Annotated in this window: 12 protein-coding genes and 3 pseudogenes; 8 read left to right on the top strand and 7 right to left on the bottom strand. The window is 68.4% G+C overall.

Annotated elements, in window-relative coordinates; all coding sequences use genetic code 11:
* Positions 1-133 precede the first annotated feature (133 nt).
* The 7 genes and pseudogenes from AQJ91_RS41475 (at position 134) to AQJ91_RS41505 (ending at position 5,688) form a co-directional block, all read left to right on the top strand.
* Positions 134-1,636: a SulP family inorganic anion transporter gene (locus AQJ91_RS41475; protein WP_067033139.1), complete on the top strand. Its 1,503-nt coding sequence runs from the start codon at positions 134-136 to the stop codon at positions 1,634-1,636.
* Between the two features lie 929 nt (positions 1,637-2,565).
* The gene (locus tag AQJ91_RS41480; RefSeq protein WP_067033141.1) at positions 2,566-2,787 is read left to right on the top strand and encodes a type II toxin-antitoxin system VapB family antitoxin; all 222 of its coding nucleotides are present in this window, start codon (positions 2,566-2,568) and stop codon (positions 2,785-2,787) included.
* Positions 2,784-3,194, top strand: a complete 411-nt coding sequence (locus tag AQJ91_RS41485) for a PIN domain-containing protein (RefSeq protein WP_067033142.1) — start codon at positions 2,784-2,786, stop codon at positions 3,192-3,194. The genes AQJ91_RS41480 and AQJ91_RS41485 overlap by 4 nt, the downstream gene beginning before the upstream one ends.
* A 70-nt stretch (positions 3,195-3,264) precedes the next feature.
* Positions 3,265-4,065, top strand: a pseudogene (locus AQJ91_RS41490) (HAD-IC family P-type ATPase); the annotation flags it as partial.
* Positions 4,066-4,220: 155 nt separating this feature from the next.
* Positions 4,221-4,508: pseudogene (locus AQJ91_RS54885) on the top strand (alpha-L-fucosidase); the annotation flags it as partial.
* A 202-nt stretch (positions 4,509-4,710) separates the two neighbouring features.
* Positions 4,711-5,166, top strand: coding sequence for a nuclear transport factor 2 family protein (locus AQJ91_RS41500; protein ID WP_199848159.1), 456 nt, complete (start codon positions 4,711-4,713; stop codon positions 5,164-5,166).
* Positions 5,167-5,292: 126 nt separating this feature from the next.
* A complete protein-coding gene (locus tag AQJ91_RS41505; protein ID WP_067033147.1) occupies positions 5,293-5,688 on the top strand; it encodes a nuclear transport factor 2 family protein in 396 nt (131 codons plus the stop codon).
* A 238-nt stretch (positions 5,689-5,926) separates the two neighbouring features.
* On the opposite strand, the gene AQJ91_RS41510 is transcribed toward AQJ91_RS41505, so the two are convergent.
* The gene (locus AQJ91_RS41510) at positions 5,927-6,301 is read right to left on the bottom strand and encodes a winged helix-turn-helix transcriptional regulator (protein ID WP_067033149.1); all 375 of its coding nucleotides are present in this window, start codon (positions 6,299-6,301) and stop codon (positions 5,927-5,929) included.
* A 371-nt stretch (positions 6,302-6,672) separates the two neighbouring features.
* Here AQJ91_RS41510 and AQJ91_RS41515 point away from each other — a divergent pair, with 371 nt between their 5' ends.
* Positions 6,673-7,353, top strand: coding sequence for a DJ-1/PfpI family protein (locus AQJ91_RS41515; protein ID WP_067033151.1), 681 nt, complete (start codon positions 6,673-6,675; stop codon positions 7,351-7,353).
* 188 nt (positions 7,354-7,541) lie between these two features.
* Here the strand turns inward: AQJ91_RS41515 and AQJ91_RS41520 are convergent, their stop codons facing one another.
* The 6 genes and pseudogenes from AQJ91_RS41520 to AQJ91_RS54120 form a co-directional block, all read right to left on the bottom strand.
* A complete protein-coding gene (locus tag AQJ91_RS41520; RefSeq protein ID WP_079085591.1) occupies positions 7,542-9,488 on the bottom strand; it encodes an RICIN domain-containing protein in 1,947 nt (648 codons plus the stop codon).
* 1,106 nt (positions 9,489-10,594) lie between these two features.
* Positions 10,595-11,302, bottom strand: a pseudogene (locus AQJ91_RS41525) ((Fe-S)-binding protein).
* Complete coding sequence (locus AQJ91_RS41530; protein ID WP_067033242.1) at positions 11,293-12,204, bottom strand: amidohydrolase family protein; 912 nt, start codon at positions 12,202-12,204, stop codon at positions 11,293-11,295. The pseudogene AQJ91_RS41525 and the gene AQJ91_RS41530 overlap by 10 nt, the downstream one beginning before the upstream one ends.
* Positions 12,201-13,235 carry an aldo/keto reductase gene (locus AQJ91_RS41535; RefSeq protein WP_067033155.1) on the bottom strand — a complete coding sequence of 345 codons (1,035 nt, stop codon included), beginning with the start codon at positions 13,233-13,235 and terminating at the stop codon, positions 12,201-12,203. The genes AQJ91_RS41530 and AQJ91_RS41535 overlap by 4 nt, the downstream gene beginning before the upstream one ends.
* A complete protein-coding gene (locus AQJ91_RS41540; protein WP_067033157.1) occupies positions 13,232-13,990 on the bottom strand; it encodes an SDR family NAD(P)-dependent oxidoreductase in 759 nt (252 codons plus the stop codon). The genes AQJ91_RS41535 and AQJ91_RS41540 overlap by 4 nt, the downstream gene beginning before the upstream one ends.
* Positions 13,991-14,010: 20 nt before the next feature.
* Positions 14,011-14,157 (bottom strand): hypothetical protein, encoded by a 147-nt coding sequence (locus AQJ91_RS54120; protein ID WP_159054778.1) that lies wholly within the window; start codon positions 14,155-14,157, stop codon positions 14,011-14,013.
* Between the last annotated feature and the right edge of the window lie 18 nt (positions 14,158-14,175).

Consider the following 14,175-nt stretch of genomic DNA (forward strand, 5'->3'; position numbering starts at 1 on the left):
GTCACACAGATCGGCTGGGCCCCGCTGATGTGGCCGGGCCGCCGAGGGATTCCGCTCCCTGCGTGCGCGGAGTCGTGTACGACGTGGACGCGTCCACCGGCTGGTGGCGCTCTGCCTGAACAGAAACGGTTGCATGTCCTCACCGCTGTCCGCAGCCCCGAAGTTCCGCCTGTCCAAGCCTGACTGGCTCGACTCCCCGAAGGTCTTCCGTACCGAGGTGCTGGCCGGCCTCGTGGTCGCCCTGGCCCTGATCCCCGAGGCGATCTCCTTCTCCATCATCGCCGGGGTCGACCCGGCGGTCGGCCTGTTCGCGTCCTTCACCATGGCCGTCGTCATCTCGATCGTCGGCGGCCGCAAGGCGATGATCTCCGCCGCGACCGGCGCGATCGCCCTGGTCATCGCCCCGCTCAACCGGGAGCACGGACTCGGCTACCTGATTGCGGCCGTCATCCTCGCCGGCGTCTTTCAGGTGATCCTGGGCGCACTCGGTGTGGCCAAGCTCATGCGGTTCGTGCCGCGCAGCGTCATGGTCGGCTTCGTCAACGCCCTCGCCATCCTGATCTTCATGGCGCAGGTGCCGGAGCTGCACGACGTGCCGTGGATGGTCTACCCGCTGGTCATCGGCGGTCTCGCCCTGATGGTGCTCTTCCCGAAGGTCACCAAGGTGATCCCGGCCCCGCTGGTCTCCATCATCGTCCTGACCGTGATCACCGTGGCGGCCGCGATCGCGGTGCCGACCGTGGGTGACAAGGGTGCACTGCCCTCCTCGCTGCCGGTGCCGGGGCTGCCGGACGTGCCCTTCACGATGGACACGCTGACCACCATCGCCCCCTACGCCTTCGCGATGGCGCTGGTCGGTCTGATGGAGTCGCTGATGACGGCCAAGCTGGTCGACGACATCACCGATACTCACTCGGGCAAGACCCGCGAGTCGATCGGCCAGGGCGTCGCCAACATCGTCACCGGCTTCTTCGGCGGCATGGGCGGCTGCGCGATGATCGGCCAGACGATGATCAACGTGAAGGTTTCCGGCGCGCGCACCCGGCTCTCCACCTTCCTGGCGGGCTCCTTCCTGATGGTGCTGTGCATCGTCTTCGGCCCGGTCGTCTCCGACATTCCCATGGCCGCCCTGGTCGCCGTCATGATCATGGTGTCGTTCGCGACCTTCGACTGGCACTCCATCGCCCCCAAGACCGTCAAGCGGATGCCGATCGGCGAGATGACCGTCATGATCGTCACCGTCGCCTGTGTGGTCGCCACCCACAACCTCGCCATCGGCGTCGTCGTCGGCTGCATCACCGCGATGGTCATCTTCGCCAAGCGTGTTGCGCACCTGGCCAACGTCTCCGGCGTCGTAGACCCCGACGGCAACCAGGTCGTCTACGCGGTCACCGGCGAGCTGTTCTTCGCCTCCTCCAACGACCTCGTCTACCAGTTCAACTACAAGGACGACCCGGACGACGTCGTCATAGACCTCTCCGACGCCCACATCTGGGACGCCTCCTCCGTCGCCGCCCTGGACGCGGTGGAGACCAAGTACGCCCAGCGCGGCAAGAAGGTCACCATCATCGGCCTGAACAAGCCCAGCGCCGACATGCACGGGCGCCTCGCCGGCCAGTTGACCGGCAGCCACTGACCGGACCGGCCGCCCTTCCCCGACCACGGACGTAGGTGGGGGAGGGCGGTCTCTCCGCGCGTGGGCCGGGCCCGGAGAATGCCCTGACGCCGGGAGCCGGGTCCGCGGCGCCTCGATGCCGCTCCTCCTCAGTCCCATCGAGTTCGAAGAGAAGCACCACGCCGACCGGGCAACGGCCGAACCAGTGAACCTGAAACCACGTCAACCCGCCCTGACCTGCCAGTGCCCCGGCAGGCAACGTTCGCCCGTCAAGGAGCGGCGTCCGGTGCGTGCTCTCGGCGTGCCAGGTACAAGCCCTCGTACTGGACGTACCTGGGTTTGTACCCGGTGCGGCGAGTGGGGGCACCTCCCACGCCCTTGAGGCAGTGGGGGAGCGTGCCGGGCGCCGTGGGTGCTGTGGGGGACTTTCGAAACACCCCCTAGTCAGCCACTCCCGCGCAGCGGGGGAACCTCAAGCCACGTCCTGGCATCAGCAGGGAGCACGTCTACTACCGCTCGTCGGGGCATCGAGGCGAGCAGTTCACGGCTGGACGAGGTGCTCATCGACACACCCGATGCCCTCTTCTCGAAATTCGAACACCTGGGCGTATGCGGTCGAGCTGAGGTTCAAAAAGCCGCTGATGCCTCAGGTCACGCCATGGCTCTGAGGTTCTCGGCTACTTCTCCGTGGGTGCTCGTGAGGGTCGGATCGCACCGCTGTTGACCGTGGTTGTCCGCTCTTACGGGCACGCTGTGCGCACGGGCGCTACCGGCAGCCGGGTCATACGTGCGCGCGACGCTTACGCCGATCGGATCGCATCGTCTCTCAGGCTGATCCGGAGTGTCCGTCGCGACTGCACATGCCGGGATCCGACACTCAGGCGTGGACCTGCGAATGTTGGTGACATACGCTTCTATGTACATCACCAACATTGCGCAGGAGGTGCGGCATGTCTGTGACCCAGATCGACATCGATGACGACGCCCTGGAGCGTGCCATGGCGCTGTCCAAGGTCAGGACCAAGAAGGAGGCGGTCAATCTCGCTCTGCACTTCTACGCCGAGCAGCAGGAGCGTGCGGCGCGCATCAGCCGACACTTTGAGCGTGCGCGTGAGTGGGGTGCCGTCGAGGACGCCGAGCGCCTGCACCGGGCGGAGAAGGACAGCCGGTGATCTACCTGCTCGACACGTCCGGCCTGGTCCGGTTGCTCCGCGATCCAAAACTGCAATCGGCCTGGTACGACGCGATAGACGCCGGGTCCATCGCATCCTGCTACGTACAGCGAGCCGAATTCCTCTGCAGCGCCCGGAGCGGACGCGAGTACGACGAGATCGCGGAGATGTTCGCCGACCTCTATCCCGACGCGGCGGTGCCGAAGAACGCGGGGCGCTGGACCAGCGCGGTGCAACACCGTATGGCCCAGGCCGGGGAGCATCGCAGTGCCTCGGCGGTGGACCTCGTCATCGCCGCCACCGCGGCCCACCACGGCCTGGCCGTCCTCCACGACGATGCCGACTACCGTGCCATTGCCCGGCACGCATCCGACCTGACCGAGCACAACGTCCACGACATCGCCTGAGGCGCTTCCACAGCCCGACAGAATGTGGCCGGGGAAGGTTTCCAAGCGGGTGCCACCGACGGAAGACGGCGCCTGGTCGGTGTACGCGCTTCTCTTCGACGGTGCGGGCGTGCTGGGCATGACGTTGCCGTTCAGCCCGGCGCCCGAAGCCTCCGACGGCATCGCGCACGTCTACCTCGAAGTGGCCGTCGTCGTACCGCTGTTCGTGCTCACCGGGCGGTTCCTGGAAGCTCGGGCCAGGAACGGCACCGGGGCGGCTCTGCGATCGCTGGTCCAACTCGCCGCGAAGGAAGTGGCGGTACGAGAGGACGGAGCCGAGCGGCTGGTCCCTGTCGAGGAGTTGAGGGCCGGTCAGGTCTTCATCGTCCGCCCCGGTGAGCGCGTCGCCACCGACGGCGTGGTGGCGGAGGGCAGTTCCGCCGTGGACCTCTCCCTGGTCACGGGGAGAGCGAGCCGGTCGAGGCCGGACCGGGTTCAGCCGTGGTCGGCGGGGCGGTCAACGCCGGCGGACTGCTGCTCGTACGGGCTACCGCGGTCGGTGTGGACACACAGCTTGCCCGCATCACCCGGCTGGTGACCGAGGCGCAGGCGGGCATGGCGCGGGCGCAGCGGCTGGCGGACGCGGCGGCGGGGGTGTTCGTGCCGGTGGTGCTGACGTTCGCCGTGACCGCTCGGGTTCTGGCTGGGTGCCGGGGCCGACCTGCAGGCCGCCGTCACCATGTGCGTGGCCGTCCTGGTGGTGGCGTGCCCGTGTGCGCTGGGGCTGGTCACGCCGACCGCGCTGATGGCCGCCACCGGGCCCGGCGCGCAGCTCGGTGTTCTGGTCCGGGGCCCGCAGGCCCCGGAGGGGCTGCAGCACATCGACACGGTCGGGGCCCGGCCGGCAGGTTCCAGCGGAGCACCGTCTCACAGCCACTTTGACAATCCGTGCGTGCTCCGGCACCCAGGCCGTCGACTGCTATCCGGGACGTCGTCACCGCAATCAATGCCATCGATCCACAGGAGTGGGCCATATCCTCACGAAGAATGACTCGCCGTACGTTTCTGAGCGCGGGTGCGGCGAGCGCCGCGAGCGCCCTGCCGATCGTCCCCGGCTTCTCCGGCCTGCTGTCGCAGGCGTTCGCCGCGGACACACAGACCAACCTGAGCAAGATGGTCGACATGCGGTTCGGCATGTTCAACCACTTCGGCCTGGGCACGTTCACGAACCAGGAGTGGGCCGAACCCAACCAGAGCGCCACCCTCTTCGCTCCCCCGAGCGTCAACTGCGCGCAGTGGGCCGACGCGGCGGTTCGCGTTCCGCCATCTGCCGGCAGCGGCTTTCACGAGGTGAGTTCCGGTGGAGGCGCCAACCGTGACACCCGGCGGCCGGAAAACGCCGTCCGAGAGGGGTATTTGCATCCCGCTAACAGCAGGGCCGTGAACGGCGGAGCCGCGTAACCTCCGGGCAACACCGAGGCGGTGTGTGACGTGCGTCACGTCATCCCATTGGTTACGTTGAGGTGACTGGTTACCGATGGTGACTATGGAGGTGCAGCAGGACGAACTCACCGAAGGAGAGGGGCCGGCCATGCGGTCCACCACCGCGCTCAGGATCGCCCGGCAGTACGCCGACGCGGTCTCCGACAAGGACTTCGCCACCGTCACGGGCTTGTTCGCCGACGACATCGTGTGGCACCAGCCGGGCGACAACCGCTTCTCCGGTTCGCATCGCGGCACGGCCGCGATCGGCGAGATGTTCGGCGGCATGATGACGGTCACCGAAGGAACGTTCGCGCTGGAGCCGACCACGGAGCCCATGGCGAACGGCTCGCTGGTCGCGGTACCCGTCCACTTCTCGGCCGTGCGGGACGGCGTGGAGATGGGGATGAACGGCGTCGACCTGCTGCGGATCGAGGGCGAGCGCATCGCGGAGGTCTGGCTCTTCTCGGCGGGCCAGCAGGGCGAGGACGAGTTCTGGGGCAATGCCTGAGAGCGGGTCTGCCGAAACCTGACCGGGCGTCGTCGATCCATCCCGAGTCGCGTATGTCGCGCCTCGCATCCAACCCGTAACAGTAAGTCGTACTGCCTCTATGCCAGGGGCGTAAGGAGTGTTGTCATGACCAGCAAGAACGTCGACATCGCGAGTGAGTACTTCCAGGCCGTGCGGACGGGTGACTTTCCCAAGGTGGGGGAGCTTCTGGACGAGGGGATCGTCTGGCATCAGCCGGGCGCCAACCGGTTCTCCGGTGAGCGCAAGGGGCGCGACGCCGTCTTCGCGATGCTCGGCGGGATGATGGAGGCCAGCCAGGGCTCCTTCGCCATCGACGCGGTCCACGCCCTCATGGGCAACGGCGACATGGTGGCCGCCTCGATCCACTTCGCCGGGCGGCGCGAGGACGCCTCCATGAGCATGGACGGCGTGGATGTCCTGCGCCTCAAGGACGGCAAGATCGTCGAGATGTGGCTGTTCTCCGGCGACCAGGTGGCCGAGGACGCCTTCTGGGGACAGTAGGCCGCCCGCATCCTTCCCAGTCGGAAGCCGTCCGGCACTGCGGTACCGTGCCGGACGGCTTGTGGCGTGGGTTACCAGGCGACCGACGGCAGGATCCCTCGACTCCGGGCGCGAGTTCAGGGCGCCGCCCGCACCGTCGGGTCCACCTTCACGACGTTCCGCTCGCCGGTGAGCGCGGCGGACATCCAGTGCCGAGGCGAGGTCCTCCTGACGCCGAGTGCTCACCTCTGGTGACCGGTCACGGACACTGGCGGGCGTCGTAGCTCTCGCGGGCCGCGAGTACTTCGGAGATGTGGTCCTCGGCCCAACTACCCAATGCATGAATCGGGGCGTGCAGGGTGCGACCCAGTGCGGTCAGCTCGTATTCGACTCTGGGCGGTACCTCGGCGTACACGTGCCGGATGACGATTCCGTCCCGTTCCAGGTCTCGGAGGGTCTCGGTGAGGACCTTGGAGCTGATGCCGTCGACGGTGGCACGCAGGTCGCGGAAGCGCATGCGGTCGGCACTGAGGGCGATGACCACCATAGCCGTCCACTTGTTGGCGACGCGAGCGAGTGAGGTGCGGGACGGGCAGGTCGCCGTCATGACGTCGAAGGCCGGAAGCTCTGGCATGCGTGACATCCCCTCATTGGTTACGTGAAGGCGACTGTTTACCGGTGGCTGGTTACCGATGGTGAGTGTAGGGCCCCAGGAGGCAGTACTCGACTGAGCTCGGCTGAGGAGAACCGATCGCGGAGCCCACCACCACGCTCGCCGGTATGTTCGCCGACGACATCGCGGGCGTGACGTGGCAGATCAGCCGGCGTCTCCACGCCGATGAGGCGCATGCAGGCGCGGTTTACGAGGGTGTGGCCGTCCCAGGATCGTCCGCAATGCCGTCGCGGCCGGGGCGCGACGCCGGTAAACCGTCCACAGCAGCGCCGGGAACTACCGGTGGGGCCGAGCGGACCAGTCAGGAGAGAACTCTCACTGGGAGGTAGTCCATGGAACGCCGTACTTTCCTGCAGGCGTCCGCGTTGTCGACCGGGCTGGTGGCGACGGGCGCGCCCCTCGCCTCGGCGGCGTCGCCGTTGCGTGTCCAGATTCTGCTCTACGAGGGTGTGGAGGAACTGGATTCCATCGCGCCTTTCGACGTGCTGTCCATCGCCGCCACCATGGGCGGCGCCATCCGGACGACACTTGTGTCGACCAACAAGCCGACCATGGTCACCGCGTCGAGGGGGCTGCGGATCGAGGTACCGCGCGGCTGGTCACCGCAGGACGCCGATGTGCTGATCGTGCCCGGCGGCATGCGGCACGACCAGCCAGGATCGGGCATGCACCGGCTGCTCGCGGACAAGGCGTTCATCCGGCGCCTCGCCGACGTCGAAGCGATCATGGTCGGGGTCTGCACGGGCGTGATGGCCTTGTCGGCGGCCGGATTCACGCGCGGCAGGCCGGCCACCACCCACTCGGACACCAAGGCCGCACTCGCCGCACAGGGCGCGAAGGTGGTCAACGCGCGCGTGGTCGATGACGGTGACCTCGTCACGTGCGGTGGCATCACCTCCGGCCTGGATGCCGCGGTCTGGCTGGTCGAGCGGTTCCTCGGCGCGCAGTTCGCCAACCAGGTCGAGACCGTATTGGAGTACGAGCGCCGCGGCACGGTCTGGCGTAACTCGTAGCGCAGCTTGAAGGATTGATCACTCTCGGCGACGAACGCGCCCCGGGGGTGGTCCATCGACGTCAACGAGACGATGCCGCGGCCGTAGAGCACCGCGTCCGGCGTAACGGCGTCGACCACGGACGGAGACGACCGTCGCCTCTCCTCCTCTACAGCAGGCTGTAGAGGAGGAGAGGGGCGGAGGGCAGATCAGGACGGGATGATCTGCCATTGCTGCCGCGTCTGTGACGCGTACGGCTGTTGCTCGATGTTGGCTCCGTTGACGGTGCTGCCCTCGTCGACGGCGAGGGCGAGCCCGCTGTAGCGGTTGATGAGGAAGTAGTGCCCGTCACCGGTGGGTGTGACGGCCCAGTGCTGCTGGGGGGCGCCGGCGTCTGACCAGATGCCGACGTTGCCCCCGTCCGCGCGGGAGAGTCCCGCGACCTCCAGGAGCTTGCCGCTGCCCACACCCTTGATCTTGTAGTAGCCGTCGTCGGTCTTGGTGAAGGTCCACTTCTGGTTCGCCTTGTTGAGCCATGGCCACTGAAGGACGTTGGTGTTGTTGGCGGTGCCCGCGCCTTCCACGTCGGCGGCCTTGCCGCTGTGCCGGGCGACCAGCCGGTAGACGGTGCCGTCACCCGGCAGCGTGGTGGACACCAGTGCCGGCTTGACCGACCGGCCGCCGATCCTCACGCCGCCGATGTTGGCGTAGCCGCCGGTGGCCGCGTTGACCTGGATCCGTACGAAGCCCACGTTCCGGTTGGGCCACTCCACCAGCTTGGTCTTCTGATTGCCGGCCCAGGTGCCGGTGGCGACCTGGGTGAAGTTGACCCCGTCGGTGCTGGTCAGGATGGTGTAGGAGGTGATGTCACCGTCGGTGGAGTTGGTGCGGTTCCACTGCTTGGGCAGGTACTCCAGGGTGGAGACGTTGCTCCACACGCCGCCCAGGTCGATGGTGATGGACTGCGGCAGCGACAGGCCCCAGGTCGACCAGCAGGTCTCGTAGCGGACGTCGCTGAGTCCGTCGATGGCGTGGAGCGGTCCCTCGCCGGTGTGGAAGCCGGTGGCGTACGCGCTGACCGGTGTGACGGGATGCTCTGCGCGCAGCAGCTGGGTGGGCAGCGGTGGCCGGGAGGTGTCGGGGCTCCATGCGGCGCCGACCTCGGCGAGGCGGTTGACGATGTTGGTGTCCAGCAGGCCGTTGCGGTTGGGCGGGCAGTTGAGGATGAACGAGGTGTACTTGGGTTCCAGGTCGGCCAGGTGCGAGAGGATCGCGTCCTTGCTCATGAGGCCCTCGGTCGGGGTGGAGGGGTGCCAGAACCAGCCGTTGCTGATGGTCTGTCCCTGCATTCCGGCGTAGGTGTTGCCCGCCGGCGCCGTGATGCCCAGCGGCTCCTCGAAGAAGATCGCGTCGCTGAGGAAGGGCTCGGTCAGTCCGCCGATGTCGATCATGACGCAGTCCGGCTGCAGCTGCTTCACCAGCGAACGGATCCTCTGGTAGGAGACGGACTGCTGCCCCATCTGCCATGCGTAACCGTCGGTCATGAACATGTCGATGGTGCCGTAGTTGGTGAGCAGCTCGGTGATCTGACCGAGGATGAAGGTCATGTCGCCGGGCTGGATGGCATCGGTGATTTCGAGCCCGGTCACCTTGTGTCGGCTCTCCCATGCCTCGACGCCGAAGGTGCGGTCCCAGATCGAGTAGTAGAACCCGACCTTCAGCCCCTTCGCGCGGAAGGCGTCGCAGTACGCCTTCACCACGTCCTGCTTGTAGGAGCTGTTCGCGACGTTCTGGGTGCCGTAAGCGCTCGGCCACAGGGCGAAGCCGTCATGGTGCTTGGTGGTCAGGATGCCGTAACTCATCTTCGCGGCAACCGCCGCGTCGGCCCACTGCGCGCAGTTGACACTCGGGGGAGCGAAGAGGGTGGGGCTCTGGTTGGGTTCGGCCCACTCCTGGTTCGTGAACGTGCCCAGGCTGAAGTGGTTGAACATGCCGAACCGCATGTCGACCATCTTGCTCAGGTTGGTCTGTGTGTCCGCGGCGGCCGCCTGCGACAGCAGGCCGGAGAAGCCGGGGATGATCGGCAGGGCGGTCGCGGCGGTTGCCGCACCCGCGGCGCCGAGAAACGTACGGCGATTCATTCTTGATGAGGACATGGCCCACTCCTGAGGATCGATGGCATTGATCGCGATGACGACGTGCCAGGTGGCAGTCGACGTCGGCCTGGGTGCCGGGGCACGCACGGATTGTCAAAGTGGCTGTGAAACGGTGCTCCGCTGGCACCTGCTGGCTGGGCAGGTGCCAAGTGGAAGGTGACCGCCCGAGGTTGGCGACCGGGCTGTCGTGGGAGGCGTAATCGCCTCGGCGCTGAGAGGTAAACGTGCAGGTCAGGTCTTCCCGCTGCCAGGTGCCTCTGGCCGTCGCGCCAATGTCGCCTGGAAGAGGGGCGCGTCGCGGGACGTGGTACCGCCCGAGGGCAGGCCGGAAGCTACCTGGCCAGGTGCGGTCGCCGTCGGCGGTGTCGGTGAAACCGGGATGCGTTGGTCACGGTGCCGGAGCGGCCCGGGCGCGCAATCCGTTGATGAGTAGTGGGACCACACTCAGGAAGGCGGCCGGCACGAGCACTACGGCGCGCCGGGCATCAGGAGCTCCTGCATGGAGAAGGCACGGACGGAGGGCGAAGCCCGCCCTCGGCGGACCGCCATGCCGGCGAGCTTCCCTTCGGTGGATGACCGGCTCTGACAACGTGCGCTCCTAACTCTTTGCGGGACAACCACGGTGCTGCGGCTCGACAACCGGGCTGATCACCCTCAGACGGCGAGCAGGAGAGAGGCCACCCGCACGGCGTGTGTTTCGCCGGAGTGACATCGGATCTATTAAGGGGCTTCAGCGCAGAGTCTGTCTAGAGGATCGACAGAAACCCCGTGATCATGGCTGGTGGCACCCTCAAGTCTCAGGATCAAGCCGCCGAGGCGCGGGATGTGAAGGGTCCGATAGGTCGGGTGAATAGGGTGGTTGGGGCCCTTGCGAACGCACCTCCAGACGGGTCAGGCGCGAGCAACACCAGGACCGCCGCCATGCGCCGCCCGTCCGTGACGACGCGGTGGCCGCCGGTATCGGGCAGCAGCGGGCCCGGGCAGGGTGATGACGCGTCCCCGCCGGGGTCCTGTTCCTGGGTGACGCAGCCGGGTGTCGGCGAGCGTGGCGCCCGCTGCCTCGGGAAGGGCCGGGATGCCCAGCCATTCGACGTTGTCAGCACCGCTCACCGTACGTCCCCTTCCGTGGAGGCCAGGATTTCGGCCAGGTGCATCGTCCCGACGCCGGTACGCAGCCGGGACAGACCGCCGCCGATGTGCGTCAGGCAGGAGTTGTCGCCCGCGCACAGGTACTCGGCGGCCGGTATCCAGGACATGGCGCATCTTGTCGGCCGGCATGGCGTTGGACACGTCCGCGTTCTTGAGCGCGAAGGTGCCGCCGAAGCCACAGCAGGACTCGGCGGCGGGCAGTTCGACCAGGTCGATGCCGTTCACCGCGCGCAGCAGCCTGAGCGGCCGGTCGCCGACGCGCAGCATGCGCAGCGAGTGGCAGGTCGGGTGGTAGGTGACCCTGTGCGGGAAGTACGCGCCGACATCGGTGACGCCGAGGACGTCGACGAGGAGTTCCGACAGCTCGTACACCGTCGGCACCACCCGCCCGACCGCCTCGGTGAGCGCGGGGTCCCCCAACTGGGCGGCCACCACCCGGTGATGGTCGCGCACCATGCCCGCGCAGGAGCCGGAAGCGGTGGCCACGGCGTCGTAATCCGCGAAGACCTCCGCGAAACGGCGCACCATGGGCAGGGTCTCGGGGCGGTAGCCGGTGTTGAAGTGCATCTGACCGCAGCAGGTCGTTCCAGTAGTTCGGTCACCGCGCGGCCGGTGCGGGGGAACATCATGTCGTTGAAACAGGTGATGAAGAGAGCTATGCGCATGGTGCTTCCTGAGGAGCCGGGGAGCCGGTGACGGTCAGTCCGTAGGTCCGCAGGGCGGTTTTGGTGAAGACCTCGCGGCGTTCGGCAGGATTGAGTGCTGCCGTCAGCTCCTGTGCGGCGGCGACGACTTCGGCGTAGGTGGCGGCCAGTCGGCAGACGGGCCAGTCGGAGCCGAACATCAGCCGCCGCGGTCCGAAAGCATCCAGCACTGTGTCCGCGTACGGCCGGAGGTCCTCGACGCTCCACTGGTCCCAGTCGGCCTCGGTCACCATGCCGGAGAGCTTGCAGACGGTGTTGGGCAGCGAGGCCAGCAGGCGCACCGCGTCCGCCCACGCCCGCAGCTCGCCCGAGGATATGGGGGGCTTGCCCGCATGATCGAGTACGAAGGTGAGGCCGGGAAGCAGTCGGGCGGTCTCCTGGGCGGCCGCAAGCTGGTGGGGCCTGACAACCAGGTCGTACACGAGCCCTGCCTCGGCCACTGCGGCGAGCCCGCGCAGCACGTCCGGCCGTACCAGCCAGCGAGGATCGGATTCGCCCTGCACCTGGTGGCGGATGCCCACCAGGTGCTCGCCACCCGGCCCCTCCCGCAGTGCCGCGAGCGCGCGGGCGACATCCGGGGAGGTCAGGTCGGTCCAGCCCACGACGCCGGCCACCAGGTCGCTGTCCTGGGCCAAGGCCAGGAACTCGGGCGTTTCCTCCGGTACATCGATCGTCTGGACCAGGACCGTCGCGGTGACGCCGGCGGCCCGGGCCTCCGGCTCCAGGTCGGCGAGCGTGAAGTCGCGGCGCAGCGGGGCGAGTTCCCGTCCGGTGATCCAGTCCTGGTCGCGGAGGGAGAGGTCCCACACGTGGTGGTGTGCGTCGATGACGCCCTCAGCGTTGTTCGCCTCCGTGGCGGTCACCCCCACGACTCCTCCTTCGGTCGATCGGTTTCTTCGACCGGTGTGGCGGCAGGGACGGGGACGTGCGGGGGCAGCAGCCCCTCGGCGCGCAGTCCGTCCCAGACCGCGGCCGGCATCGTTCGCCGCAGCTGATCCACTGTGTCGCGGACCTCCTCGGCGGAACGAGCTCCGGACAGTACGCTCGCGACCGCCGGATGGCCGAACGGGAAGCGCAGAGCGGCTGCGCGCAGCGGTACGCCGTGGCGTTCGGTGACCGTCTTCATGCGCAGGGCCCGGTCGAGCACATGGGGTGGGGTGGGCGCGTAGTCGTACGTGGCCCCGGGTTTCGGGTCGGTGAGCAGACCCGAGTTGAACACCCCGCCGACGATGACACTCCTGCCGCGGGCGGCGGCCTCCGGCAGTACCTCCGCAAGCCCCTCCTGCTCCAGCAGGGTGTAGCGGCCGGCGAGCAGCACCACGTCGATGTCGGTCTCGCGCAGGAAGCGGGCGGGGAGCGCGCACTGGTTCACTCCGATGCCGATCGCCTTGACGACGCCTTCGCCGCGCAGCCGTTCCAGCACCGGGTATGCCTCGGTGAGGGCCTGCTCGGCGTGGTGGTCCGGGTCGTGCAGCAAGGCGATGTCCACACGGTCCAGGCCGAGGCGGTCCAGGCTCGCGTCCAGGGAGCGCAGGACTCCGTCGGAGCTGAAGTCCCAGACCCGCCGGTGGGTGTCGGGCACGGCGAAGCCGTGGGCGAGATCGTCGCCGCGGCCACCCTCCGGGTTGGGTTCGAGCAGCCGCCCGACCTTGGTGGAGACGGTGTACGTGTCGCGGTCGCGTCCGCGCAGCGCGGCGCCCAGGCGTCGCTCGGACAGCCCGAGTCCGTAGTGCGGGGCGGTGTCGAAGGTGCGTACGCCCGCGTCCCAGGCCGCCTCCACCGCGGCGGACGCGGCCTCGTCGGTGACCGGGCGGAAGAGGTTGCCGATGCCGGCGGCCCCGAACGACAGCTCGGTGATCCTGGCGCCGGTGCCGGCCGGCGTCGTGGCTCTCATGCGCCGACCGCCGGGCGCAGCCGGAGCCCCTGCATACCACCGTCGACGGCGAGGGCGATGCCGGTGACGGAGACCGCGGCGGGGCTCGCCAGGTAGACCACGGCCGCCGCCACCTCGTCCGCGGTGACCAGGCGGCCCAGGGGCTGGCGTGCGTCGAGGGCGGCGCGTTCCGCCTCCGGGTCGTCTGCGGCGTCCAGCAGCCGGGTCACCCAGGGGGTGTCGGCGGTGCCGGGGTTGACGCAGTTGACGCGGATGCCTTCACGGACATGGTCCGCGGCCATCGCCAGGGTCAGCGACAGCACCGCGCCCTTGCTGGCGGAGTACAGGGCGCGCTGGGGCAGGCCCGCGGTGGCCGCGATGGAGCATGTGTTGACGACTGCCGCGTGCGACGAGCGCCGCAGATACGGCAGGGCGGCCCGGGTGGTGCGCACCGTCCCCAGGACGTTGACGTCCAGGACGCGGTGCCACTCCTCGTCCGGGTTGTCCTCGACGGTACCGACGGCGCCGATGCCCGCGTTGTTGACCAGGATGTCCATGCCGCCGAGCTGCCCGGCAGCGGTCTCCACGGCGGCGCGTACCGAGGCGTCGTCGCCGAGGTCGGCCTTGATGGCGATCAGCGGCTCGGGGGCGCCGGAGGGGTTGAGGTCGAGGACGGCCACCGTGGCGCCGTGCTCGGCCAGCATCCGGGACGTGGCCAGCCCGATGCCGGACGCGCCGCCGGTGACGATGGCCTTGAGCCCTGACAGGCCGCTCATGCTGGTCAAAGGGGCGCCTTTCACGCTTGGCCGAAGGTCTGGCGCTGGGCGCCGACACCGTCGACGGAGAGCGGCACCGGCTTCGACACGCGCCATCTGTCCGTCGACGGCGTCCTGGCCACCAGGGCCCGCTCCTCGGTCACCCGCTCCCACCTGACCGCGACCACCAGCGGCTACACCTTCAC

This window comes from Streptomyces dysideae (genome assembly GCF_001514305.1).
In the GTDB taxonomy this organism is placed as follows: Bacteria; Actinomycetota; Actinomycetes; order Streptomycetales; family Streptomycetaceae; genus Streptomyces; species Streptomyces dysideae.